General features: G+C 58.9%; 19 protein-coding genes. 6 read left to right on the top strand and 13 right to left on the bottom strand.

What is annotated here, in order from left to right:
• The first annotated feature begins 106 nt into the window (after positions 1 to 106).
• Together aldA and ID864_RS03555 are read left to right on the top strand one after the other, a co-directional pair.
• Positions 107 to 1,546, top strand: coding sequence for an aldehyde dehydrogenase (aldA, locus tag ID864_RS03560; protein WP_191149406.1), 1,440 nt, complete (start codon positions 107 to 109; stop codon positions 1,544 to 1,546).
• A gap of 191 nt (positions 1,547 to 1,737) precedes the next feature.
• Entirely contained in the window at positions 1,738 to 2,649 is a 912-nt protein-coding gene (locus tag ID864_RS03555; RefSeq protein WP_224750400.1) for a sulfonate ABC transporter substrate-binding protein, read from the top strand.
• Between the two features lie 70 nt (positions 2,650 to 2,719).
• Here the strand turns inward: ID864_RS03555 and ID864_RS03550 are convergent, their stop codons facing one another.
• From ID864_RS03550 to ssuD, 9 genes are all read right to left on the bottom strand, one after another.
• Positions 2,720 to 3,925: an acyl-CoA dehydrogenase family protein gene (locus tag ID864_RS03550; RefSeq protein WP_048918457.1), complete on the bottom strand. Its 1,206-nt coding sequence runs from the start codon at positions 3,923 to 3,925 to the stop codon at positions 2,720 to 2,722.
• Positions 3,918 to 5,381: an MFS transporter gene (locus ID864_RS03545; protein WP_191149404.1), complete on the bottom strand. Its 1,464-nt coding sequence runs from the start codon at positions 5,379 to 5,381 to the stop codon at positions 3,918 to 3,920. Before ID864_RS03545 ends, ID864_RS03550 begins: the two co-directional genes overlap by 8 nt.
• A gap of 166 nt (positions 5,382 to 5,547) precedes the next feature.
• Complete coding sequence (locus tag ID864_RS03540) at positions 5,548 to 6,432, bottom strand: MetQ/NlpA family ABC transporter substrate-binding protein (RefSeq protein ID WP_191149403.1); 885 nt, start codon at positions 6,430 to 6,432, stop codon at positions 5,548 to 5,550.
• The gene (locus tag ID864_RS03535) at positions 6,429 to 7,076 is read right to left on the bottom strand and encodes a methionine ABC transporter permease (protein WP_191149484.1); all 648 of its coding nucleotides are present in this window, start codon (positions 7,074 to 7,076) and stop codon (positions 6,429 to 6,431) included. Before ID864_RS03535 ends, ID864_RS03540 begins: the two co-directional genes overlap by 4 nt.
• A gap of 53 nt (positions 7,077 to 7,129) precedes the next feature.
• Positions 7,130 to 8,143 carry a methionine ABC transporter ATP-binding protein gene (locus tag ID864_RS03530; protein ID WP_099754580.1) on the bottom strand — a complete coding sequence of 338 codons (1,014 nt, stop codon included), beginning with the start codon at positions 8,141 to 8,143 and terminating at the stop codon, positions 7,130 to 7,132.
• Complete coding sequence (locus tag ID864_RS03525) at positions 8,140 to 9,549, bottom strand: LLM class flavin-dependent oxidoreductase (RefSeq protein ID WP_191149402.1); 1,410 nt, start codon at positions 9,547 to 9,549, stop codon at positions 8,140 to 8,142. The genes ID864_RS03530 and ID864_RS03525 overlap by 4 nt, the downstream gene beginning before the upstream one ends.
• An 87-nt stretch (positions 9,550 to 9,636) precedes the next feature.
• Positions 9,637 to 11,019: an FAD/NAD(P)-binding protein gene (locus tag ID864_RS03520; RefSeq protein WP_191149401.1), complete on the bottom strand. Its 1,383-nt coding sequence runs from the start codon at positions 11,017 to 11,019 to the stop codon at positions 9,637 to 9,639.
• Complete coding sequence (sfnG, locus tag ID864_RS03515; RefSeq protein ID WP_048918380.1) at positions 11,012 to 12,106, bottom strand: dimethylsulfone monooxygenase SfnG; 1,095 nt, start codon at positions 12,104 to 12,106, stop codon at positions 11,012 to 11,014. Before sfnG ends, ID864_RS03520 begins: the two co-directional genes overlap by 8 nt.
• A 12-nt stretch (positions 12,107 to 12,118) precedes the next feature.
• Positions 12,119 to 13,297, bottom strand: coding sequence for an FMNH2-dependent alkanesulfonate monooxygenase (ssuD, locus tag ID864_RS03510; RefSeq protein WP_133623685.1), 1,179 nt, complete (start codon positions 13,295 to 13,297; stop codon positions 12,119 to 12,121).
• Positions 13,298 to 13,568: 271 nt separating this feature from the next.
• Between ssuD and ID864_RS03505 the strand changes: the two genes are divergently transcribed.
• Positions 13,569 to 15,461, top strand: a complete 1,893-nt coding sequence (locus ID864_RS03505) for an aliphatic sulfonate ABC transporter substrate-binding protein (protein WP_099754982.1) — start codon at positions 13,569 to 13,571, stop codon at positions 15,459 to 15,461.
• 455 nt (positions 15,462 to 15,916) lie between these two features.
• Positions 15,917 to 16,957 (top strand): acyltransferase family protein, encoded by a 1,041-nt coding sequence (locus ID864_RS03500; RefSeq protein ID WP_180276803.1) that lies wholly within the window; start codon positions 15,917 to 15,919, stop codon positions 16,955 to 16,957.
• A 93-nt stretch (positions 16,958 to 17,050) separates the two neighbouring features.
• Here ID864_RS03500 and ID864_RS03495 read toward each other — a convergent pair whose 3' ends face one another.
• Positions 17,051 to 18,322: an MFS transporter gene (locus tag ID864_RS03495; protein ID WP_191149400.1), complete on the bottom strand. Its 1,272-nt coding sequence runs from the start codon at positions 18,320 to 18,322 to the stop codon at positions 17,051 to 17,053.
• Positions 18,319 to 19,743, bottom strand: a complete 1,425-nt coding sequence (locus ID864_RS03490; RefSeq protein ID WP_048916039.1) for a M20 family metallopeptidase — start codon at positions 19,741 to 19,743, stop codon at positions 18,319 to 18,321. The genes ID864_RS03495 and ID864_RS03490 overlap by 4 nt, the downstream gene beginning before the upstream one ends.
• Positions 19,744 to 19,902: 159 nt before the next feature.
• On the opposite strand from ID864_RS03490, the gene ID864_RS03485 reads away from it, so the two are divergent.
• Entirely contained in the window at positions 19,903 to 20,826 is a 924-nt protein-coding gene (locus tag ID864_RS03485; protein WP_191149399.1) for a LysR family transcriptional regulator, read from the top strand.
• Between the two features lie 272 nt (positions 20,827 to 21,098).
• On the opposite strand, the gene ID864_RS03480 is transcribed toward ID864_RS03485, so the two are convergent.
• Positions 21,099 to 22,691 carry an ABC transporter substrate-binding protein gene (locus ID864_RS03480; RefSeq protein ID WP_048916037.1) on the bottom strand — a complete coding sequence of 531 codons (1,593 nt, stop codon included), beginning with the start codon at positions 22,689 to 22,691 and terminating at the stop codon, positions 21,099 to 21,101.
• Between the two features lie 128 nt (positions 22,692 to 22,819).
• On the opposite strand from ID864_RS03480, the gene pepT reads away from it, so the two are divergent.
• Positions 22,820 to 24,052, top strand: coding sequence for a peptidase T (gene pepT, locus ID864_RS03475; protein WP_191149398.1), 1,233 nt, complete (start codon positions 22,820 to 22,822; stop codon positions 24,050 to 24,052).
• Positions 24,053 to 24,163: 111 nt separating this feature from the next.
• Here pepT and ID864_RS03470 read toward each other — a convergent pair whose 3' ends face one another.
• Complete coding sequence (locus tag ID864_RS03470; protein WP_048916035.1) at positions 24,164 to 24,532, bottom strand: VOC family protein; 369 nt, start codon at positions 24,530 to 24,532, stop codon at positions 24,164 to 24,166.
• Between the last annotated feature and the right edge of the window lie 43 nt (positions 24,533 to 24,575).

Genomic DNA, 24,575 nt, shown 5'->3' with positions numbered 1-24,575 from the left:
CAGATCAAGGTGATTCAACGCGCGCTGATGCACCGTCAAAGGCCTGTAACAGCAAACACGCTGTTAGTTAACAATCCCCTATCAAATGTGTCACGGAGAAGCGTCCATGAAGCCTGAACAGCAACAAATGTATATCAACGGTGAGTTTGTCGAAAATCGCGCTGACCGCTGGATCGACGTGATCAATCCGGCAACTGAGGCGCTGCTGTCGCGTATTCCTGAAGGCAGCGTGGAAGACGCGCAGCGCGCGATTGATGCGGCAGAGGCCGCGCAGCCGGGCTGGGAAGCCTTACCCGCGGTGGAGCGTGGGGCCTGGCTGCATAAGATAGCGGCCGGCGTGCGCAGCCGGGCGGCAGAGTTAACCGCGACGATAGTGGCCGAGGGCGGCAAAACTCAGGAGCTGGCAGAAACCGAGGTACTGTTCACCGCAGACTACCTCGACTATATGGCCGAGTGGGCGCGCCGCTATGAGGGCGAAATTGTGCAGAGCGACCGCGCGCAGGAGAACATTCTGGTGTTCAAGAAAGCCATTGGCGTGACCACCGGGATCCTGCCGTGGAACTTCCCGTTCTTTCTGATTGCGCGTAAAGCCGCCCCGGCACTGCTGACCGGCAACACCATTGTGGTGAAACCGAGCGAGCTGACGCCAAACAATGCGATTATCTTTGCCCAAATCGTGCATCAGATCGGCCTGCCTGCGGGCGTGTTTAATCTGGTCACCGGCTATGGCCCGGTGATTGGCCAGGAGCTGGCCGCCAACCCGAAAGTGGGCATGGTGAGCCTGACCGGCAGCGTCGGCGCCGGGATTGCCACGATGCAGGCAGCGGCGAAAAACGTCACCAAAGTGTCACTGGAGCTGGGTGGCAAAGCCCCGGCTATCGTGATGAATGATGCCGACCTCGATTTAGCGGTGAAAGCGATTGTCGCCTCGCGCATGATCAACAGCGGGCAGGTGTGTAACTGCGCGGAGCGCCTCTACGTGCAGGCAGGGGTTTACGACCAGGTGGTGGAGCGCCTGAGCGCTGCATTTAAGCAGGTTACCTTCGGCGACCCGGCTACGCAGAAAGGGCTGGATATGGGGCCGCTGATCACCGCTGCGGCGCTGCAGCGCGTTGAGCAGAAGGTGGCGGATGCGGTTGCCGCCGGGGCGAAAGTGGTTACCGGCGGCAAGCGCGCGGGCAGCACCGGCTTCTTCTTCGAACCGACTCTGCTAATTAACGTTGAGCAGAAAATGAACATCATGCAGGAGGAGACCTTTGGCCCGGTGCTGCCGGTGATGAAGTTCAGCACGCTGGATGAGGCGATCGCGCTGGCCAACGACAGCGAATATGGCCTGACCTCGTCGATCTTCACGCAGAATATCAACACCGCGATGCTGGCGCTGAAGAAGCTGAAGTTCGGCGAAACCTATATTAACCGCGAGAACTTTGAAGCGATGCAGGGCTTCCATGCGGGCTGGCGTAAATCCGGCATCGGCGGTGCGGACGGTCGTCACGGGCTGGAAGAGTATCTGCAAACGCACGTTGCTTATCTGCAATATCAGTAGGCGGATATAGATAAATGGCTGACCGGAACAGAGGGTCAGCCACAGCGCTGAGGCGTTATCCATTCTGTGCATATCGTTATCAGATCAACTCGTTAAGCCCCCTTCTGCCATTTTGATATGTTTTTCCCAGCGGATTGATTACCAGGGGATATAACATGAAAAAAACGCTATTCAGCGCACTGCTGGGCGCAATGACCATCGGCAGCACTTTTGCTGCCAATGCCGCCGAAAACACACCGGAAACCGTCAATATCGGCTATCAGAAAGCCAATATTTTTGCGCTGCTGAAGTACCGCGGCACGCTGGATGAGCAGTTCAAAAAGCAGGGTATCGCCGTGCGCTGGGTCGAGTTTCCCGCCGGGCCACAAATGCTGGAAGGGCTGAACGTCGGCAGTATCGACCTGGCGGCAACGGGCGACGCGCCACCGACTTTCGCCCAGGCGGCGCAGGCCGATCTGGTCTACCTGGCCCACTCTCCGGCTAACCCAAAAACCGAAGCCATTGTAGTGCCTGAGAATTCCACCATCAAAACCGTCGCCGATCTGAAAGGCAAGCGCGTCGCGCTGAACAAAGGCTCTGACGTGAACTATCTGCTGGTCAGCGCGCTGGAGAATGCCGGGCTGAGCTACAAAGACATTACGCCGGTTTACCTGCCGCCCGCCGATGCGCGTGCCGCCTTCCAGCGCGGTGCGGTCGATGCATGGGTGATATGGGACCCGTACTACGCGGAAGTGGAAACTAACGCCAAAGCGCGGCTGGTGAAAAATGCCGAAGGGCTGGTGCCCCACTACACCTTCTATCTCGCCAGCCGCAAGTTTGCTGATACCTATCCGCAGACGGCGAAGCAGGTCGTGGATGAGCTGGGAACGTTGAGCGACTGGGCGAATAAACATCCTGAGGATGCGGCGAAAATTCTCGCTACTTCGACCGGCCTGCCGCAGCCTATCTGGCAGCGGGCGCTGGCGAGAATGCCTTATGGCGCCGAGCGAATGACCCCGGCGGTGTTTAAAGAGCAGCAGGCACTGGCGGATAAATTCAGCCAAATCGGCCTGCTGCCGGTCAAAGTGAACGTCAGCTCCGCGACCTGGTCGCTGGATAAATAGTGTAAATCTGGGCCGACCAAAACGGTAGGGGTCGATCATCTTCTTCGATCGCCCCTCCACCCACACCTTGTTATTCCCCGTTACCAATCTGCCAGATAAACGTCGGCTCTTTGCCGTTGACTTCCCAGTCCCCGACGTTGCGGATCTTATAAATCACCGGATTATGTGAGGCTACCGTGCGGGCATTGCGCCAGTGGCGATCCAGCGCCTTGCTGACCCGGGTATCCGATGCGCCGAGCGCATTAAACAACTCGCTGGCGGCACGCGGCACCAGCTCGCTCGCCACCACCTGCGCCTGCGCCGATTCCAGCTCGGCCAGGACGTTCGCCTGCTGAATACGCGCTTCATCCCCGCTGTTGTGCAGCTCATAAGCCAGCTGCAGCGAGTGGGCGGCGCGCTGGACCGTGGCTTCCACCGCCCACGCCCAGCTGGATATCTGCCCCACCACCTGCAACACCTGCGCATCATTTTTGACCCGTCCGGCATTGCCGTGGCTGTAGGTGCGCGTGCGGTTTGCCACTCCCGCGGCGGCATCACGCTTCACCGCCCTGCCGATACCGGCCAGCGTTGCCAGTAACACGTGCTGGTAGAACGCGGTCTGATAGCGGAAGCGCTCGCTGAAATCAAATACGTGCGCCTGCTCCACCCGCGCCTGACGAAAGCGCGTGCTGCCGCTGCCGGTCAGACGCTGGCCAAAGCCATCCCAGTCATCATCACGCTCCACTCCCGCCTGATGGGTATTCACCAGCGCAATCACATCACGGCCGTTATCGCTGCGCTGAGCGTAAACATCGATCCAGTCGGCATACAGTGAGCCGGTGCTGTAGAACTTCTCCCCGTCGAGCTGCCAGCCGTGTTCCACCGGGCTAACTTTGGTGATCACCTCGCCCAGCTTAACAGTGCCGATTTCAGTCCAGCCGCTGCCCACCAGTTCGCCATCGGCAAAACGGCGGAACCAGCTCTGCCGCTGCGCGCTATCTGGCTGATTCAGGCGGTCTTCGACAAAGGCAAAATGCGCGCGCAGCGCCTGCGGCAGATTTGAGTCGGCTTCGGCCAGCTCCGTCAGCAGCTGGAACAGCTGCGGCAGCGTGGCGCCGAATCCGCCCTGCTGTTGCGGAATGCGCAGGGTGCCAAATCCGGCCTCTTTCAGCCAGCGGATCGCTTCCGTGGGCAGCGTGCGCGTGGTTTCACGCTCTACGGCGCCCTCGGCAATACGCGCGAAAATGGGGCGAAAGGCTGCCGCCAGCGCAGCATAGTCAGGGTGAATATCAGACATGGGATCCTCCGGTTTCAGATTGGTCGTCAATATCCTGCCTGGTCGGTTCAAAGCGGATAATCAGCAGGAAAATAATCGGGATAATCGCGGCCAGCGAGACGATCCAGAACATATTGGTGCCGTAGGCAGCCTGCAAAATTGGCAGGATAAACAGCGCCAGCGCGCTGCCAACCCCCGACAGCGAGCGGCCAAAACCGACGCCGGTCGCACGAATATGAGTGGGATAAGAGAGCGCCGGGTAGATCATCATCTGCGCGCCGGGACCGAAGCCTTCGGCAAACAGCCACAGACCGAGCATCAGAATGGCAAACACCACGCCAGGCGTGGCGGTTGGGTGGCCTATCAGCGCCAGCGAGATCAGCGCAATAAACTGCAGCGCGAACCCGGCAATCGCCACGTGGCGCGACGGGAATTTCCATGCCAGGCGCATCCCCAGCAGTCCACCGGTAAAGGCGAACAGCGCATTAAGCCCCAGCGAAGCGGAGATAGTTTCAAATACGCCAGCGCCGAGGAACTGCGCGAGGATCGACGGCAGGAAGAAGGCGATGGCGGTGTATTCGAAGGAGATACAGATATTCATCACCGCCGTGACAATAGTACGCTCACGATACGGCTGGTGAAAAAGCACGCGGAAGCTGACTTTCGGCGGCGCTTTCTTTACCGGCTCGCGTTCGTGGGCTTCCGCCGCGTGGGCGCTGATGCCGTAAGAGTCGCGCAGGATACGTGCCGCCCCTTCCAGATCGCCCTGGTTCGCCGCCCACAGCGGGGACTCATTCATAAATTTGCTGCGCACCGCAATAATCAGCAGGGCTGGCACCGCGCCAAATAGCAGCGAGGCACGCCACAGCCAGTCGGCGTGCTCTTTCGGCAGCAGGAAATACAGCGCGAAGATAATAAAGAAGCAGGCCGACGACGCCGCGTACCACATCGGGCACCACGCGGCTAAACGTGCGGCTTTATTGCCCTTGCCGGTAAATTTGGAGAACTCAGCCAGATAAGCCATCGCCACTGGCAGGTCGATCCCCACGCCGATCCCCATCAGGAAACGCGCACCGATCAGCACCCAGACGTTTGGCGCCAGCCCGGCGGCGATCGCCGAGACCACAAAGAACAGCATATCGGCCATAAATACCGAGTAGCGGCCATATTTATCGGTCAGCCAGCCGCCCAGCAGGTTGCCAACGATGGTGCCGATCATAATCGATGAGGTGACCAGCCCGGTGATTGCCGGGGTTAAGCCGAACTCTTTAACCACATCATCAATACCGTATGAGAGCGTGGTGAGATCGTAGGCATCTAAAAACACCCCGCCGAGTGCCAGAAAGACAATCCAGCGGGCGTAACTGTTTTTGCTGGTACTGGTGTTAATTAACTGCGCCACATCACTGACAGAGCGCACCGGTGTTGAGGACGAGGGGGGTGAAATAACACCATCGTCAATATTTAATGTACTCATAGTATCCTCATATTATTTTATTAGCAGGTAACACTGCATTTATAAAGAGGAAGCGCTGTAATAACAAACAAGGAAAAATGATTTTATTATGCTTTAAAATCAATTGAATATATTTTTCCAACGCCAAAAGCCGGGCAATATGCCCGGCCTGTTGATGCGTGTTAATTTAATCTGCCGATACCGGCACTAATACGCCCTGCACCTGCGGATCCTGAGTCTCTTTAAGCCACTGCTGCACGCGTGGATCGGCAAAGGCTTTTTTTAACTTGATAATATTCTCATCATTTAAATAGGGTGTACCAATGACTAACTGTGAGGCGAAGGTACGCGGCGCGGGTGGGAATAATATGCCTTTATCACGCCCGACTTTACCGGCATCAAACTGTGAAACATAACCGATTGCGGCGTCGACAGAATTTAAGGCACGCGGCATGGTTAATAAATCCAGCTCTTTAAAATTAAAGTTATGCGGGTTTTTCACAATATCTTTAATTTTGGCGGTGCGCGGCTCAACGTTGGGATCCAGGCCAATCAAACCAATGCGCTGCAGCAGCCACAGCGCCTGTCCCTGGTTAGCCCCGTCGTTTGGCACCACGATTTCCGCGCCGTTGGGCAGATCGGCAATCGCCTTATAGCGGTCCGAGTAGATACCAAACGCCCACTGGAACAGCGGCAGCGTTGAACTGAGTTCGAATTTATTGGCATCCACTACCTGCTTCAGCCACCACTGGTGTTGATACACAGTGGCAGCATATTGCCCTGCCGCCACGGCGCGGTCGGCCTGCACCGGATCCTGCAACCCTACCGCTTCCAGCTGAATACCGTAATCCGGGGCAATATGCTGCGCCACGTACTCGATCAGCTTCTGTTCACCCGCCATGGCCGGCTCGAAGTGCACCTTCAGGGTGGTGCCAAAGGTCACGCTATTTTGCTGCTGGCGGCTGAAGTGCCAGCCGAGTAGCGCAATCAGCGCAATCAGCGCAATCAGCACCACGGCCACCAGCCACGGCCAGGTTTTCTTCTTTTTCAGTTCAAAAGTTTGCTGCGTCATGATGTGTGCGTTCCCTGAGAGTGTTGAAGTCTGGCAACCACGCGATCGCCAATCAGTTGAATCAGTTGAATAGTGGCGATCAGCACGACAATGGTGGCGATCATGATGTGATTATCAAAACGCTGATAGCCATACACCACCGCCAGATAACCAATGCCGCCCGCGCCGATGGTGCCGGCGATAGCCGAATATTCGATCATTGAAATCAGGTTCAGCGTGATGGCGGCTACAATCGCCGGCAGTGCCTCACTGAGCTGCGCGCCGCAGATGATTTGCCAGCGCGAACCGCCGGACACCAGCCCGACGGCCGTCACTTCCGCCGGCAGCTCGCGCAGCGCGTTCTCGACCAGCCGGGCAAAAAATGGCGTTCCGGCGACGATCATCGGGATCACCGCCGCCGGAATACCAATGGTGGTGCCGGTCAGCCAGAAGGTGAAGGGGATAATCGCCGCCATCAGCACCAGAAACGGCAGTGAGCGCCCAATGTTTACCAGCCAGCTCAGGCTGCGATGGGCCGCCGGGTGGGAAAACAGCCCGCGCGCTGAGGTATTAAACAGCACCACGCCGAGCATCCCGCCGAGCGACACCACAAACAGCATCACAATACCGACCATCAGCCAGGTTTCACCGTAAGCAGGCAGCATCAGCCGGTGTATCTGGCTCCATGGCGTGTCCTGGCTTATCACATCCTACGCTTTCATCCGGCCTCCTGCAGGCGCGGACGCGCCTCAATCAGCTGGGCAATAATTCCCAGCTCGGCCATTTGCGCGATCAGCGCCCTGGCTTCCAGCGGGCGCTGATTGAAACGCACGCCAATCTGCATACGCCCGGCCAGCTGCCCGCCAACCTCTTCCACATGCGCGGCCAGCAGATCAATCTGGCAGTGACACTGCTGACCGATCCGCCCGATCCAGTCAGTGGCCAGCGGCGTGGCGTAGGTCAGCTGCAGCAGCAGGTCGGCTGACGCTGAAAGTGGGCGCAGTGGAAACAGCTGCTCTCCCAGCGCCGAGCCTGGCGTGCTGAGCAAGTCGCGCAGCGTGCCCTGCTGTACCAGCTGACCGTCGCGGATCTCTGCCACCGCATCCGCCGTGCTGCGCACCACGTCCATCTCATGGGTGATCAGGACAATCGCCAGGCCAAACTGCTGCCGTAGCTGTTGCAACAGCAGCAGGATGGAGGCCGTCGCCTGCGGGTCCAGCCCGGAGGTGGCTTCGTCCGCCAGCAGCACCGAGGGCTTCAGCGCCAGCGCCCGGGCAATCCCGACGCGCTGGCGCTGGCCGCCGGAGAGCTGCGCCGGGTAATAGCCCGCTTTATCGCTCAGGCCAACGCTATCGAGCAGCTGGTCAACGTGCTGCTTAACCTGTCCCGGCACCACGCCCAGCCACTGCAGCGGTAGCGCGATATTTTCCCAGGCGGTTTTACGCGCCAGCAGCGCCGAAGACTGAAAGACCGTGCCGATTGCGCGTCGCTCACGGCGCAGTGCCTCTCCCGACAGGCGCGACAGATCTTCCCCGTTAACGCGGATGCTGCCGGAGCTGGGGCGTTCCAGCAGGCTGATGCATTTCGCCAGCGTCGATTTCCCGGCACCGCTTGGCCCCACTACGGCGGTAATCGACCCTGCGGGCACGGTGAGAGAGAGGCCTTTCAGCACCTCCACCGTCTTACCGCCCGCCGTCGGGTAGTATTTACGCAGGCTGTCAATTTCAATCATGGCGTGACCTCATCGGCATGGGGCACCCCAGCGGTGGCAGCGCGGCGGTATCCGGCCCCCGGATGCGGGTACTCCAGGCGCGGCCCCTGCTTAAACAGCTTCTCGCGCAGCGTACCCGCCTGATAATCCTGTTTGTAGACCCCGCGCTTTTGCAGCTCCGGGACCAGGTGCTCCACCACGTCGCTAAAGGTTTCATGCGTTACCGCGTAGGCGAGGTTGAAGCCGTCAACATCTGTCTCTTCGACCCAGCTTTGCAGCTCGTCTGCCACGGTCTGCGCACTGCCGACCAGCAGCGGTCCAAAGCCGCCAATCCCCACCCAGTCCGCCAGCCCCTGCACCGTCCACTGACGATTTGGATCGGCGGTGGAGAAAGTTTCCACCGCTGACTGGATAGCGTTGGTGTGCAGATGTTTCAGCACCTGGTCCGGCTGATACTGGCCGAAGTCGATGCCGGTCCAGCCGGAGATCAGCGCCAGCGCGCCTTCGTAGCTGACGTAGCTTTTGTACTCCTGCCATTTCGCCTGCGCCGCTTTATCGGTTTCGTCAACGATTACCGTTTGCAGGTTGAAGATCAGAATGCTGCGCGGATCGCGCCCGGCCTCTGCGGCGCGTCGGCGGATATCGGCGACCGTCTTCTTCAGCAGCACTTTCGACGGCGCGGCCACAAATACGCACTCGGCGTGCTCGGCGGCGAACTGCTTGCCGCGGCTGGATGCTCCAGCCTGATACAGCACCGGCGTGCGCTGCGGCGACGGTTCACACAGGTGAATGCCCGGCACCTGGAAGAAGGAGCCCTGGTGATTGATCGGATGGATTTTCGTTGGGTCGCTGAAGATGCGGCGCTGGCGATCGCGCAGGATGGCTCCCTCCTCCCAGCTGCCTTCCAGCAGTTTGTACACCACCTGCAAATATTCATCGGCGTAGTCGTAGCGTGCATCGTGATCGGTCTGCGCCTGGTGGCCGATATTGCGCGCACCGCTCTCCAGATAGGAGGTGACAATATTCCAGCCGATGCGCCCTTTGGTCAGATGATCCAGGGTGGAGATGCGGCGGGCAAACGGGTAAGGATGCTCAAACGACAGCGATGCGGTAAGGCCAAAGCCGAGATGCTCGGTCACCAGCGCCATCGGGGTGATCAGCGCCAGCGGATCGTTAACCGGCACCTGGGTAGCGTTGCGGATGGCGGCGGCATTATCGCCGTTCAGCACGTCGTAGACGCCAAGGACATCGGCAATAAACAGGCCGTCGAACTTGCCGCGCTCCAGCAGACATGCCAGCTCGGTCCAGTAGCTCAGATCCTTATATTGCCAGGAGCGGTCGCGCGGATGCGCCCACAGGCCCGGAGACTGGTGGCCCACGCAGTTCATATCAAAGGCGTTAAGACGAATTTCACGTTGTGAAGACATAGCACACTCCGAATTTTACACGGCCGGATCCAGCCCGCCCGCTGCAGGTGATAGTTTTTAAGGGTGAATCAACGGTGAGTTACGGCGTCAGGCGGGACATCGCTCCGCATCGAGGCCGAGCAGCTGGCGCGCCACGCTTTCGGCATGCTCCGCCACCTGCGGCAGCCCCATAAGTTCGCCAAAGCGGCCACGGGCAGCCGGCCCGGCGACATACAGATGCGGATTGGCTTGCCCGCTGCGGTTAAGGGTCTGCGACAGGGCATTCACCGCAATACCCAGCGCCAGCGGATCGGGCTGGATGATGCCAGCGATAGTTAACTGATGCAGCAGCGCGTCGCTGCTCAACAGGCTGCCGTGCGCCGGGCCGGTGGTAATAATTACGCGGTCAACGGTAAGTTGCCGCGCCGGCGCTCTGCGCGGCTGCAGCGTCAACTCAATCTGCTGCCCGGCGGCCCGCACCGCGCCCAGCCTGGCGGCAGTCACCGTCAGCTGCCCGCTAGTCAGCCACTGCTCCAGCACCTGACTGACCTGAGGAGCGACGCGGTAGCGGTGCACATCCCACCACGGGCGCAGATGGCGCAGGAAGCGGCGCTGTTCGTCAAGAGTCAGCTGCTGCCAGATGCGCTGGCCGTTCAGGCGAATATCGTCGAGCACCAGCTGCCACGGCAGCCCGCTGGCCGCAATCTCGCGGCGAATACGCCGCAGCCACGCCAGCACCGTGCTGGCCTGCGGCTGCTGGTAATCCAGCGGCGTGGGTTGATAAGCACCGCTGAGATTTGGCCGTGGCAGCAGGCCACGGCGTGAAAAGGCGCTGACCGGGCCGCGATGCCCGTGACGGTGTAACGTTGCCACGACATCCGACATGCTCAGCCCGCTGCCGATAATCGCGATGCGCTCATCCGCCGCAATAGCGCTCAGCGCGCCCTCACACCACGGGTTAGCAATCAGGCCGGGGTGCCCCTCCAGCGCTTCGGCAATCTGGCGCGGCAGCGCGGGCGGTGGATGGCTGATCGCCAGCACCACGTCATCGGCGGCCACGCGCTGCCCCGAGTCCGTCACAATGCTTCCCGCTTCCAGCGCCACCGCCCGGCCGCAAATATGGCGTAATGTCACCGCCGAGCTCTGCTGTGCCTGGGTGAACTGCTCAGCAACCCAGGCGGCAAACTGCCCGCGCTGCGGGTAAACTTTACCGTCATGCCACTGCGCATCGGCATCCTGCTCAAACGCTTGCGAGGCGCGGAACCAGCGGTCAAAATCGCCCTGTTGCGCCGCCGAGAGCTGCATGCGATCGGCCGGAACGTTGATGCGGTGTGCAGGGTCGCGCGTGCCGTAAGCCACTCCGCAGGCCAGCTGCGGCCGTGGCTCAATCACCGTTACCGTCAGCCCGGCGTCACCGAGCCCGGCCAGATGGATGGCCGTGGCGGTGCCGGTAAACCCGCCGCCGACGATAACGATATGACGCTCAGCCATGACTCAACTCCAGCTGTTGTTGCCGCTCCAGCTCACGCACCCGCGGGATCACTTCACGGCCAAAGAATTCGACCTCTTCCTGGAAATGCAGGAAGCCCAGCAGCATCAGGCTCACTCCGGCCTGTTTTAGCGCCATAATACGTTCGGCAATCTGCTGCGGAGTGCCGATCAGGTTAGTTTTAAAACCATCATTGTACTGCACCAGATCCTCGAGCGTGGATTTTGCCCAGTTACCTTCCCCTTCCGGCGAGGCGCTGCCGGCATTTTTAACCTCATGCTGGAAGCCTTTTACCGCATCAGGGTTGGCGTGGTCGAGGATCTGCTGTAGCACCTGTTGCGCTTCCTGCTCGCTGTCACGGGCGATAACAAAACCGTTAACGCCAATTTTTACCTGATGCTGATTGGCTGCTGCTTTGTGACGGATATCTTCAACCTGCTGGCGAATACCTTCCACGGTATTGCCATTGGTGAAGTACCAGTCGGAGACGCGTGCGGCCATATCACGCGCGGCACGCGAGCTGCCGCCCTGGAAAATTTCCGGCTGCGGGTCCAGTGGCTTTGGCTTCAGCGAGTAGTCGCGGTAGCGGTAGAAATCGCCGGCAAAGTTGAAGGTCGGTTCGCGCCAGATGCCCTTCAGGCAGCGAATAAACTCTTCGGATCGCAGATAGCGCTCTTCATGATCGAGCCACGGCTCGCCAATCGCTTTGAACTCGCCGCGAAACCATCCACTGACGATATTCACCGCGATGCGCGCATTCGACAGGTGGCTGATGGTGGCGATCTGTTTCGCCGCCAGCGTTGGATTCCAGGGGCCTGGCAGCAGCGCGGCGATCACCTTCAGCTTCTCGGTGGCCCCCAACAGGCCCTGGGAAAAACTAACCGACTCATGCTGATTATCAGCGCCGTATCCGGCGGTAAAGCGGATCTGCGTCAGCGCATACTCGAAACCAGCCTGCTCGGCAATCTGCGCGAGCTTGCGGTTATAGTCAAAATCCCAGCTGGTGCGCTGTGCGATATTACTGATGACCAGGCCACCTGAAACATTCGGTACCCAGTAGGCAAATTTAATCGGCGTTGACTGACTCATGGAAAATCCCCTTTAGCTTGCGCTGGTCTGCTTTTGCGCTTTCGGGCGCAGATCGCCACCGATGGTTTCGCCAAACGGCCCGGTGTTTACCGTGCGCTGTTTTTTATCGCCATTGCTCGCCAGCGGTAGCAGCGGCATCACCAGCTCGGCAAAGCGGTGCGCCTCTTCCAGATGCGGGTAGCCGGACAGGATAAAGTTCTGGATGCCCAGCTCCTGATATTCGCGAATGCGGTCCGCCACCTGCTGCGGGCTGCCAACCAGCGCGGTGCCCGCGCCTCCGCGCACCAGCCCGACACCGGCCCACAGGTTTGGCCCGATGCGCAGCCCGTCGCGGGAACCGCTGTGCAGCGCGCTCATCCGCGCCTGGCCTGCGGAATCCATGCGCGAAAAAATCTTCTGCGCGGCGGCGATAGTGTCATCGTCAACGTGGGCGATCAGGCGGTCGGCGGCGGCCCAGGCTTCCTCTTCGGTTTCGCGCACGATGACATGCAGGCGAATACCGTAGTCGAGCGTGCGCCCGCGCGCCGCGGCGCGTTCACGCACTACCGCCAGTTTTTCCGCGACCTGAGCCACCGGCTCACCCCAGGTGAGATAGGTATCGACCTGATTGGCGGCCACGTCTATCGCCTCATCGGATGAACCGCCAAAATAGAGCGGTGGGCCGTTTTCCTGCACCGGAGGGAACAGAATTTCTGCACCCTCAACGTGAATATGTTCACCGTGAAAATCGACCTTATCCCCCGCCAGCAGGCGTGAATAGACTTCGAGAAACTCACGGGTCACCTGATAGCGCTCGGCGTGGCTGAGGAAAATACCGTCGCCTTTGTTCTCCACCGGGTCGCCACCGGTCACCACATTGATCAGCAGTCGCCCTTCTGACAAACGGTCAAGCGTGGCGGCCATGCGCGCCGCAAGGCTTGGCGGCTGCAGTCCGGGGCGCACCGCCACCAGGTAGCGCAGGCGTTTGGTGATCGGTGCCAGCGCCGCAGCCACCAGCCAGGAGTCCTCGCAGCTTTTACCCGTCGGGATCAGCACCCCGTAATAGCCGAGGTTATCAGCGGCCAGCGCGACCTGCTGTAGATACGGCAGGTCGACGGCGCGCCCGCCCTCGGTGGTGCCAAGATAGCGCCCGTCGCCGTGGGTCGGGAGAAACCAGAATACGTTGATATTTTTCTGCGCTGAGTCGCTCATTATTCGTTTCCTATATAACTATATCTGAATTTATTCGATAGAAAGTTACGCTTTGGTTATAAACCAGTTAGCAGGAAACGTGCCAGAGTCTGATTCTGTTAAAAACCTTATTTTTCATGACGTTGAAAAGTAATGCCAGCCACTCTTTCTGCTGCATTTGCAGCAGTCACTGACCACAGGCTGCTTCATTTGCAGCAAGGCGGCTCGCCAGCGGGTCGTTAGCTGGCGTACGCCAGGGTAATCTGCCTGCTCTGAGTATAAGGAGCACACTATGCAGCATTCCGGCCCGTTACTGATTGACCCTGCCTCCCTCGCTTTTCAGAGCGTGCTGGACCGCCTTGCGCCAACCGATGCTACCGTGCTGATTGTCGGTGAGACCGGCACCGGCAAAGAGGTGGTGGCGCGCTATCTGCATCATCACAGCCCGCGCCGGACGCAGCCCTTTGTTGCGGTGAACTGCGGTGCGCTGACCGAAAGCCTGGCGGAATCCGAGCTGTTCGGCCATGAGAAAGGCGCGTTTACCGGCGCGGGTGAACGCCATCAGGGCTGGTTTGAAGCGGCGGAGGGCGGCACGCTGCTGCTGGATGAGATCGGCGAGCTGAGCCTGCCGCTGCAGGTTAAGCTGCTGCGCGTGCTGCAGGAGCGCGAAGTGACGCGAGTCGGGTCGCGCCGCCCGGTAAAGGTCAACGTACGAGTGATCGCTGCCACCCACGTGGATCTTGCGGTGGCGATCCGTGAACGCCGCTTTCGCGAAGATCTGTTTTATCGCCTCAATGTGGCGGCGGTCACCCTGCCGCCGCTGCGCCAGCGCCGCGAAGATATCCCGCTGCTGGCCGAGCATTTTCTCACGCTGTACGCCCGCCGCCTGGGGCGCCCGCAGCTGCGTTTAACCGATGACAGCCTTGCGGCGCTGATGGAGTATGCGTGGCCGGGCAACGTGCGTGAGCTGGAAAATACCCTGCACAATGCGGTGCTGCTGAGCCGCGAGCCGCTGATCGCTCCGCAGCAGCTACGCCTCAACCCGGTCGCGCCAGGGCCAGCTTTCGCGGCGGGTGAGCAGGCGCTGGACCAGTTTCTGCGCCAGCAGCTGCAGCAGGAGAGCGGGCCAATCTACCAGCGGGTGATCGACGCCTTAGTGCGCAATGCTTTTGAGCTGAGCGGTGAGAATCAGCTCCAGGCCGCCACGCTGCTGGGCGTCAGCCGCAATACGCTGCGCACTCATCTCGGCCATCTTGGGCTGATCAAGGCGCGCCGCAAGCTGGCGAGCGGCGATGCGCGCCAGAGTGCCCAGCGCCCTGGGGGCGATCGCGAACTGCGCATCGGCTACCAGAAATTTGGCAACCTCGGCATTCTTAAAGCGCGGCAGAGCCTGGAGGCAAGCTTTGCCGGAACGGGCATCAGCGTGCTGTGGAGCGAGTTCCCCGCCGGACCACAGCTGCTGCACGCACTCAGCAGCCGTGAGATTGATTTCGGCACCACCGGGGAAGTGCCGCCGGTCTTTGCCCAGGCCGAGAACAATCCCCTGCTGTACGTTGCCTGGGAACCCGCCGCGCCTCAGAGCGTGGCGCTGCTGGTGGCGCAGGACAGCCCGATTCAAACGCTTGCCGACCTGCGCGGCAAACGTATCGCAGTGAATAAGGGATCTAACGTGCACTATCTGCTGGTGCAGATGCTGGATGAAGCCGGAATGACGCTGAACGACGTGCGCGTGCTCTATGCACCGCCAAAATACCCGCTGACGCCCAGCGATTATCACGCGGTCGATGCCTGGATGATGTGGGACCCGCTGCTGAGCGACGCCGAGCAGAACGGTTGCTTAAGAGTGATTGCTGACGGGTGCGGCCGGGTGAGCAATCATCAGTTTTACCTCGCGCATCGTGACTTTGCCGCACACTCGGCGGACCTGCTGCACAGCGTGATACGGGCGCTGGAGCAGACCGGGCGCTTCATTGATGCTAACCACGCAGAGGCCACCGCCCTGCTGGCCGCCGAACTGGGACTGGGACCTGAGGCGCTGTCGCACGCTCTGCTGCGCCGCAGCCACCAGACGCAGCGCATGGACCTGAGCGTGATCCGTGCGCAGCAAACCATTGCCGACCGCTTCTATGCGCTGGGATTACTGCCGCGTGCTATCAATGTGCGTGATGCCGTGTGGCAGGATTAATGTAACCTTTACGTTTGCTGACGCATTGCTGACATTTCTGGAACTGCCACTCCTGCCGCGCTAATCAAATTTTCATGCCGCTAAATGAAGAGACCACAGATTACCTGGCGTAAACGCCGGTTAGCGCTTTATCGTTTATTAAGTTTAACTGAACATCGCGTCAGCTACGCTAATGTTATTATTTTTACAAAAAAAGGAAATTCCTAAAGATGAGGAATTGATTAATTTATGTTAGGTGTTTACCTCAATATTGGGTAATGTTTCATCGTCGCAAGACACTACACAACAGCACGTTAACTGTCGTACGAGCGATTACAACACCAGGGAAATTATTTCCTTATAAGACCTGAAAATATTAATACCCTTTCGTTTTTCTTCTTTATTTTTTCTATCGTTACTTTAATCCCCCTTGCATCATTTATGCAGGGGGGATTAAATCCCAAGGGGGAATGGCTGTGAAAACTAATATCCTGTCGATTACTTATCTACGGGCCGTGGCCTGTATGCTGGTGGTCGTCTGTCATGCAGAAAGCTTTGCGGCCAAATTAAGTCCGGGCTATTTTTCCGGGCTGTTCGGCTATGGCGGCGCGGTAGGCAAGCTTGGCGTACTGCTGTTCTTTATGATCAGCGGCTACCTGATGGCGTGCGTGCACTGGGAGGACTTTGGCCGCGGTAAGATGGCGATGTTTGTCAAGAAAAGGCTGGTGCGTATTCTGCCGATGTATTATCTGTTTACTCTGCTGACGATTATCGCATGGGTAATTAATCCCGGCTGGTTCCCATCAACTGTGTTAACGCCGCTGGATGATATTCTTTCTCTGTTATTTATTCCTTCGGTTTACATTAAAGAACTCGATACGCTCACGCCGGTATTATCCGTTGGCTGGACGCTGTGCTACGAAATGCTGTTTTATCTGGTGTTTGCCATCGGGCTATTATTCCGCCGCAGTACCGGCCTGATCTTTATTTTTGTCTCCATTGCTGTATTGATGCTGATGGGATATTTGGGCAGTTCTCAACAGAGCTACTTCCTGTTTTATACTAACGATATCATGCTCTATTTCCTGAGCGGGATTATGTGCTTTATGCTGCAAAAGCGCATGCCGGAGCGTTATGCCCATAGCGCGCTGTCGCTGGTGCTGATTGTCGCCCTGCTGACTTTCTCTACGTTGTGGCTGCAGGGCGTGCTTCAGCTGCTGGTGCTGACGCTGAGCTTCTTCCTGCTGACCGGACTGGAGTTTAATGCGGTTCGCCAAACCACCATGACCAAAGTGGTGAGTGCCGTGGGTCTGGCTTCGTACTCTATCTATCTGTGCCACCGTCTGTTTATGGGGGCGCTGGAGAAGGTACTGCATGTGTTTATGCCCGCGGCCAGTACCGCCACGATGTATCTGGCGATGGTGATCCTCAGCGTGGCCTCAGCGGTGGTCGGTTATATGATCTACTGGCTGATTGAGAAGCGCGCCACCATGGTGTTCAGAGTGAAAACCTCCTAGGTATCTGCAATGTGGGTTGACCGAAAAAAAGGGTCAACCCCTACAGGTTTAGGGTTTGTGACAGGGGCGAGCATTTCAGTCGCCCCTGCTGTTTTAGCGCCCTACCCGGCGCTGGCTGTTTATCAACGCCACCGCGCTGAATAACGCCAGCAGGATCAGATAGTAGCTCGGCGCCAGGCTGCTGCCGGTTGCGCTGATCAACAGCGTACAGATCAGCGGCGCAAAACCTCCGAACACCGTGACCGCCACGTTATAGCTGATTGCCATGCCGCTGGCGCGGGTGGTAATCGGGAACAGATCGGCCATCATCGACGGCACGGTAGAGAAGTAGACCGATTTCAGCAGCGCCATCCAGCCAACCAGCAGAATCAAGGTGGTCGGCGTGGTGTTATTCACCACCATGCGGAAAGCCGGATAGATGGTCAGCGCCAGCAGGATTAATGACCCCCACATCAGCGGCACGCGCCCGACTTTCTCCGCCCACAGCCCCATCAGCGGGGTCACCACCGTCAGAATAATTCCGGCAACCAGCGTTGCGGTAAAGGCCGCAGAACCCGGCAGATGCAGCGTTTTGGTGGCATACGTCGGCACATAGTTAAGCATATAGTTGACCCCGGTGGAGATCACCATCAGCCCCATTGCCAGCAGCAGCAGCGTTTTCTGGCGGCTCATCAGGTCTTTCAGCGGCGCGTGGGACTTTTCCTGGGCGACAAAGCTGGCCGGCTCATGCACGTGGCGGCGAATATACAGGCCAACCGGGCCGATAATCAGGCCGAAAGCAAACGGAATGCGCCAGCCCCAGTCCTGAATCTGCGTTTCAGTCAGCCACGAGGTCAGCCCTAAGCCAAACGCCGAGGCCATCAGCGTACTTGCCCCCTGGGTAGCAAACTGCCAGCTGGCGATAAAGGCACGACGCTCGGGAAAGTGCTCCACCAGAAAGGCGGTAGAGCTGCCGAATTCGCCGCCCGCCGAGAAGCCCTGAATCAGGCGCGCCAGCAAAATCATCAGCGGTGCCAGCAGGCCAATGCTCTGATAAGACGGCATCACAGTGATGATTAACCCACCGACCATCATCAACATGATCGACATCAGCAGCGCTTTTTTACGCCCGACGCGGTCTGCATAGGCACCGAGAACAATTGCCCCCAGCGGACGGATCAGAAACGATACGCCAAAGCTGCCGAAAGTCAGCAGCATGGAGACTGACGGATCTTCAGTAGGGAAAAACGCGTGGGCGATATAGCTGGCGAAAAAGCCGTACACCGCAATATCAAACCACTCCAGCGCATTGCCGACGCAGGTCGCGAACAGCGTTTTATACAGGTTCGGCTGCGCCGCCGCCTGAGGCTGAACTAAGCTGCTCACTGGCCTGCCCCCTGTGCACGGTGCGCACGATGGCGCGCCAGCAGATCGCTGCCCTGCTCGCCTAAATCCCAGAATAAGCGCGTCATCATCTGTAACCCCTCGCGGGCGATCGATTTCAGCATATGTTCATCCACCGCGTGCTGACCGCAGGCGGGATAAGAGTGCGGCACCCACAGCGTCGGCAGGCCGAGCGTCTGCGCAAAGACATCATTCGGCAGTGAACCACCAAGGTTGGGCAGCAGCGCCGGTTTTTTACCGCTGGTCTGCGCCATCACTCCGAGCGCCCAGCCCACCAGCGGATCGGTCGGGTCAAGGCGCGTGGCCGGAGAGCCGCGCAGCACCTCGACCTCAACCTGCTGGAAGCCGTGCGCATCCAGATGTGTGCGCAGGTGGCTGGCGATATTTTCCCAGTCGGTATCGACGACAAAACGCAGCTGGCAGACCGCCGTCGCGCTGCCGGGAATGGCGTTCATCGGCCGCGCCGGATTGCCGGTGAGGAAAGAGAGCACTTCAAGCGTGTTCCAGCCGTACAGGCGCTCGGTTGGCGTCAGGCCGGATTCTCCCCAGCTGGGATCGATGGCCGGTCCGTCGCCTTCGCCGACATCAATATCGCTGAGGATCGCTTTTACTGCGGCGCTAATCGCTGGCGGCTTCAGGGCGGCAACCTGCAGCTGGCCCTGCTGATTAACCAGGCAGGCCAGCGCGTTGGCCAGTTGGGTACCCGGGTTGCTCAACAGACCGCCCCAGTTGCCGGAGTGATAATCACGATCGCGCGCGTGGATGCTGAGGCGGAAGTTCACCGCACCGCGCGAACCGAGGAATAGCGTTGGCCGCTCCGCGCTGAGGCGCGGGCCATCGGAGGCGATAAAGATATCGGCTTTCATCAGGTCGGCATGGCGCTGACACACTTCCTTCAGGCCCGGGGAGCTGATCTCTTCCCCCATCTCAAACAGAAACTTGCAGTTAAAGCCAAGACGACCGCCGCGCGCGGCTACTACCTGCTCCAGCGCGGCAATGTTCACCGAGTGTTGCCCTTTGTTGTCGGCGCTGCCGCGCCCGTACCAGCGGTCGCCCTCTTCCAGCAGCTGCCACGGATTCAGCCCACTGCGCCAGTTTTCATCGTCACCAAACACCACATCGCCGTGGCCGTAGCACAGCAGCGTGGGGAGCTGCGGGTCTTCAATGCGGGTTGCCAGCAGGAAGGGGCGCTGCGGCGCCTGCGGGTTCGCCAGCTGCTGCGTGCTGAAGCCCAGCGCCTGCATGGCGGGGACCATCTCATCATCAAGATAGCTCTGGATCAGCGCATCACGGTCGTCGCGCTGGCTTTCACTGCGCAGCGCCACGCGCCGTGCCAGCACCGTTTTAAATTCCCCACTGTCAAAATACGCCGTAGCCTGCGCGACTGCCTGTTCACCTGTCATGATAGTTGTCCGTTTTATCTGTTTATTTTTTGTGTTTGCCATTTAGTTTTAAGCGACAATCGTGCTTTGCTACAATCATCAAAATATCAAACGGGCTTTGCTTTTAAAGCAACGATGCGCTGCACCTTAAAAGCACATGCACCAGCAGGAGGCACTACCATGCACAGCAGTGAAATCCGCTATTTTCTGGCGGTGGTGAACTGCGGCTCACTCAGCGCCGCCAGCCAGCAGCTGTTTGTGGCGGTATCGGCGATCAGCCGCCAGATCCAGCGGCTGGAAGAGCGCGTTGGCGCTCCGCTGTTTGAGCGCCACGCGCGCGGCATGGTGCTGAACGATGCCGGGCAGATTTTCGAAAACCACGTGCGAAAAAGCATGATGGATATGGAGCACGCGATTGCAGAGATTAAAGGGCTAAAAGCCGTCAGGCGCACTGCGCTGCGGGTAGCCTGCACCGACGGAATGGCTTTCAGCCTGCTGCCAATGCTGTTTACCCAGTTTCGCCTGCTGCACCCCGGGGTCAGTTTCCAGCTCACGGTAGCCAGCTCGCTGGAAGTGGCGGAGATCCTGCGGCGCGGCGAGTGTGACGTGGCGTTCCAGTTCAGCCTGCACCCGGAGCGCGGTGTCGAGGTGGCGGCATCCTGGCCTGCTCCGGTTCTGCTGGTGCTGCATAGCAGCCACCCGCTGGCGCAGCAGGAGGTGAAGCTGAGTGACCTGCTGGCGTACCCGCTGGCGCTGCCCAATGCCAACTTCACCGTGCGCCAGCTGTTCGACCTCTCCTGCCGTATGAGCGGCACCTTTATCGAGCCGGTACTGACCTGCAATAACTTCAGCTCCCTTTACACCTTCCTGCTACATACACCGCAGGCGATCACCATCAGTAGCCACTTCACCGTGATGTATCAGGCGCTGGAGCACGGGCTGGTGCTGAAATCGGTGGGACCGGACCAGTTGAGCCAGCGTTCGCTGCAGATGCAGACGGCAATTGGGCGCCAGCCGTCGGCAGCGCTGTCGCTGTTTGTGGATTTTGTGCGAATGGAGTTAAAGCAGCAGGATATGGAGATCAGAGCGCAGTTTAGTCTGTGATGTGGGTGCAGTGCCGTTGGCGGGGCGAGCGAAAAACAAGGTCGCCTCCTGAGCGATCCCCGAAAATGACTGCTTTCGCTAAACGTCCGCAAACCGGTCAGAGCTCAGCCTGAGCACGCAGGAACGGCAAAAGACGCTCCCTGCGGGCCTCGGCACGCGGCATCCCTGCCGCGTGACGTCCGGCTTACCTCAGGCCGAGCCCATCCCCCACTATCATCGTGCTCGCTGTGGGCTTAAACCGCGACGCTGCGGCTTTTCGCTCAAGCCGCTATTTATTTCATCTCTACCTGATAAAAAATATGCTTACCGAAGGGATCGACTTCGTAACCGCTCACCTCTTTGCGCACCGGTTCGAAAATGGTTGAGTGCGCAATCATCACCGCTGGGGCCTGGTCGTGCATGATCTGCTGCGCCTCCCGGTACATCGCCACGCGCTTGTCGTGATCCTGCTCGGCGCGCGCTTTGCTAATCAGCTGGTCAAAGGGCTGGTAGCACCACTTCGACGAGTTTGACCCACCGTTGGCCGAAGTACAGCTGAACAGCGGACCGAAGAAGTTATCTGGATCGCCGGTCGCGGTGGTCCAGCCCATCAGCGCGGCCTGGTGTTCGCCGTTTTTCACCCGTTTGAGGTACTCCCCCCATTCGAAGCTGACGATATTCGCTTTGATGCCCACTTTCGCCCAGTCAGCCTGGATCATTTCGGCCATGCGTCGCGCGTTCGGGTTATAAGGGCGCTGCACCGGCATCGCCCACAGGTCAATGCTGGTGCCAGGAGCTATTCCGGCTTCTTTCAGCAATGCCTTGGCTTTTTCTACGTCGTAATCGTAATCCTTCAGGTCCTGGTCAGCACTCCACACCCCCGGCGGCAGCAGATTTTTCGCTGCGGTGCCGGTGCCCTGGAATACCGCTTCGATAATCGCCGGTTTGTTAATCGCCATACTCAGCGCCTGGCGCACTTTGACGTTATCCAGCGGGGCTTTCTGGGTGTTAAACGCGAGGAAACCGGTGTTGAGCCCGGCCTTCTGCATCAGGGTGATATTTTTGTCTTCGCCCAGTCGCTTAAGGTCGGCAGGGTTTGGGAATGGCATCACCTGGCATTCGTTTTTCTCCAGCTTGGCAGCACGTACCGAGGCATCAGGGGTGATGCTGAATACCAGACGATCCAGTTTCGCTTTGCCCTGCCAGTAGTCCGGAAAGGCACGGTACAGAATGCGCGCGTCCTTCTGGTACTGTACCAGCTCAAATGGCCCGGTGCCGATAGGGTCGCGGTCCACTTTCTCCGGCGTGCCGGCCTTTAGCATCGCATCGGCATATTCGGCGGAGAGGATCGAAGCAAAATACCAGCCGAGATCGGCGAGGAATGGCGCCTCGGCATGGGCCAGCGTAAAGCGCACGGTGTGGTCGTCCACCTTCTCAATTTTTTGCAGCAGCGTGCCAAACTCCAGGCTTTCAAAGTTGGTGTAGCTGCCGTTAGAGACGTTGTGATACGGGTTAGCCGGATCTTTCTGCCGCATAAACGAGAAGATAACGTCGTCGGCGTTGAAATCGCGCGTCGGCTTATAGCTTTTACTGCTGTGGAACTTGACGCCTTTGCGCAGGTGGAAGGTATAAATCTTGCCGTCCGGGCTGATATCCCAGCTCTCGGCGAGGCTCGGGATCAGGTCGGTGGTGCCCGGTGTGAAATCCACCAGGCGGTTATAAATCGGCACCGCGCTGGCATCCACGCTGGTGCCGGAGGTGTACAGCTGAGGGTTAAAGTTTTCCGGCGACCCTTCCGAACAGAACACCAGCGTTTTTGCCGCTGCCCCAGAGGCCACGGTGAGCGCCAGAGCCGCCAGTACCGTGCGTAATACCACTTTCTTCATCTCCATCCTCGCTTTTTATTTGACTTTGTCAGGGGGTGATGCGTAAAACAAAAAGATATCTGTTTAATAAATAACACGATTGGCAACTCTACAGAACCTTTATAGTTCGCGACAAATAAGGAAACGTTATGACCGACAACCTGGCGAGCCAGCTGACTCAGCGTTTTTATCGTTATCTGGCCGTTACCAGCCAGAGTGATGCCGCAGCAACCGTGCTGCCGAGCACGCCGGAACAGCATCAGATGGCGCAAATGCTGGCTGACGAGCTGCGCCAGCTCGGGCTGGAAAAGGTGGTGATTGATGAGTTTGCTACCGTTACCGCCGTTAAGCCCGGCACCCGCCCTGATGCGCCGCGCATTGGCTTTATCACCCATATCGATACCGTCGACGTCGGGCTGTCACCGCATATTCATCCGCAGACGCTGCGCTATGAGGGTGAGGATCTGTGCCTGAACCAAGCGCAGGATATCTGGCTGCGCAGCGCGGAACACCCGGAGATCCGCGCCTATCACGGCCAGGAAATCATCTTCAGCGACGGCACCAGCGTGCTCGGCGCCGACAATAAAGCGGCGGTCACGGTGGTGATGACGCTGATGGAAAACCTGAATGCGCAGCACGCCCACGGCGATATCGTGGTGGCGTTTGTGCCGGATGAAGAGATCGGCCTGCGCGGTGCGAAGGCGCTGGATTTAAAAGCCCGTTTTGACGTCGATTTTGCCTACACTATCGACTGCTGCGAGCTGGGCGAAGTGGTTTATGAGAACTTTAACGCCGCTGCCGCTGAAATCCGCCTGACCGGTGTAACAGCACACCCGATGTCGGGCAAAGGGGTGCTGGTCAATCCGCTGCTGATGGCGTGGGACTTTATCAGCCACTTCGACCGTCAGCAGACGCCGGAGCATACCGAGGGGCGCGAAGGCTACACCTGGTTTAACGACATGCAGGCCAACGCCAGCGAGACGCGTCTGAAGGCTTCAATTCGTGATTTTGACCTCGCCAGTTTTGCCGCACGCAAACAGCAGATGCATGACGTGGCGGAGAAAATCCGTCAGGCCTACCCAACCGGAAAAGTTGAAGTCAGCATCAGCGATACCTACAGCAATATCAGCAATGCTATTGGCGACGATCGCCGCCCGATCGAACTGATCTTTGAGGCGATGAAGCAGTTAGAGATTGAACCGAAGGTGATCCCAATGCGCGGCGGCACCGATGGCGCAGCACTGTCGGCCAAGGGTCTGTTAACGCCGAACTTCTTTACCGGGGCGCATAACTTCCACTCGAAATTTGAGTTCCTGCCGATCCCGTCGTTTGTGAAATCTTACCTGCTGGCAGAGAAAATATGCCTGCTGGCAGCGGAGTGATAGTCGGCGGAAAGAAATACGGTCGAGGCATGCCTCGACCCTGCGATCCGTAGCCGGTCGGGCATCCAGCAACATTATCAAAGGGGTCGGGCATGCCCGACCCGCTTCACATTACTGCTGGAAGACATACACGCGTATACGGTGCCCGTCCGGGTCACAGGCGGTAAAGGTATAGCCAAAGTCCATCTCCGTTGGCACCTGCAGGATCTCAATCCCCCACTGCTGCCACTGGCTGAAACAGTCATCTACTTCGCTACGGCTTGCTGCGGCCAGCACGATCTCTGCCTGGCTGCTGCCCGCGGCTACCGCCGGTTCTACCCCCGAGCGCGCCCATAATCCCAGGCGGCAGGCTGAGGGCAGCGCCAGCATGGCGAAGGTCGGGGATAGCTCGACCGGACTCACATTGAGAATTCGTTGGTAAAATTTAGCGCTACTTGCCGGATTAGTAACATAGAGGATGGTAAATTGAAGCGCGTTCATAGGGGTTCCCGTTTAGTTGATTCGACAGGAAGAGCCTAAGTCA

It is taken from the genome of Erwinia aphidicola, from assembly GCF_014773485.1.
Classification (GTDB): Bacteria; Pseudomonadota; Gammaproteobacteria; order Enterobacterales; family Enterobacteriaceae; genus Erwinia; species Erwinia aphidicola.
The sequence above is the reverse complement of the archived record's forward strand: the minus strand, read 5'-3'. Positions and strand labels throughout refer to the sequence as shown.

Bases quoted from the DNA above. Each gene is read 5' to 3' on its own strand.
- aldA (WP_191149406.1), top strand. From the start codon at position 107: ATGAAGCCTGAACAGCAACAAATGTATATCAACGGTGAGTTTGTCGAA.
- ID864_RS03555 (WP_224750400.1), top strand. From the start codon at position 1,738: ATGACCATCGGCAGCACTTTTGCTGCCAATGCCGCCGAAAACACACCG.
- ID864_RS03550 (WP_048918457.1), bottom strand. From the start codon at position 3,925: ATGTCTGATATTCACCCTGACTATGCTGCGCTGGCGGCAGCCTTTCGC.
- ID864_RS03545 (WP_191149404.1), bottom strand. From the start codon at position 5,381: ATGAGTACATTAAATATTGACGATGGTGTTATTTCACCCCCCTCGTCC.
- ID864_RS03540 (WP_191149403.1), bottom strand. From the start codon at position 6,432: ATGACGCAGCAAACTTTTGAACTGAAAAAGAAGAAAACCTGGCCGTGG.
- ID864_RS03535 (WP_191149484.1), bottom strand. From the start codon at position 7,076: ATGCTGCCTGCTTACGGTGAAACCTGGCTGATGGTCGGTATTGTGATG.
- ID864_RS03530 (WP_099754580.1), bottom strand. From the start codon at position 8,143: ATGATTGAAATTGACAGCCTGCGTAAATACTACCCGACGGCGGGCGGT.
- ID864_RS03525 (WP_191149402.1), bottom strand. From the start codon at position 9,549: ATGTCTTCACAACGTGAAATTCGTCTTAACGCCTTTGATATGAACTGC.
- ID864_RS03520 (WP_191149401.1), bottom strand. From the start codon at position 11,019: ATGGCTGAGCGTCATATCGTTATCGTCGGCGGCGGGTTTACCGGCACC.
- sfnG (WP_048918380.1), bottom strand. From the start codon at position 12,106: ATGAGTCAGTCAACGCCGATTAAATTTGCCTACTGGGTACCGAATGTT.
- ssuD (WP_133623685.1), bottom strand. From the start codon at position 13,297: ATGAGCGACTCAGCGCAGAAAAATATCAACGTATTCTGGTTTCTCCCG.
- ID864_RS03505 (WP_099754982.1), top strand. From the start codon at position 13,569: ATGCAGCATTCCGGCCCGTTACTGATTGACCCTGCCTCCCTCGCTTTT.
- ID864_RS03490 (WP_048916039.1), bottom strand. From the start codon at position 19,743: ATGACAGGTGAACAGGCAGTCGCGCAGGCTACGGCGTATTTTGACAGT.
- ID864_RS03485 (WP_191149399.1), top strand. From the start codon at position 19,903: ATGCACAGCAGTGAAATCCGCTATTTTCTGGCGGTGGTGAACTGCGGC.
- ID864_RS03480 (WP_048916037.1), bottom strand. From the start codon at position 22,691: ATGAAGAAAGTGGTATTACGCACGGTACTGGCGGCTCTGGCGCTCACC.
- pepT (WP_191149398.1), top strand. From the start codon at position 22,820: ATGACCGACAACCTGGCGAGCCAGCTGACTCAGCGTTTTTATCGTTAT.
- ID864_RS03470 (WP_048916035.1), bottom strand. From the start codon at position 24,532: ATGAACGCGCTTCAATTTACCATCCTCTATGTTACTAATCCGGCAAGT.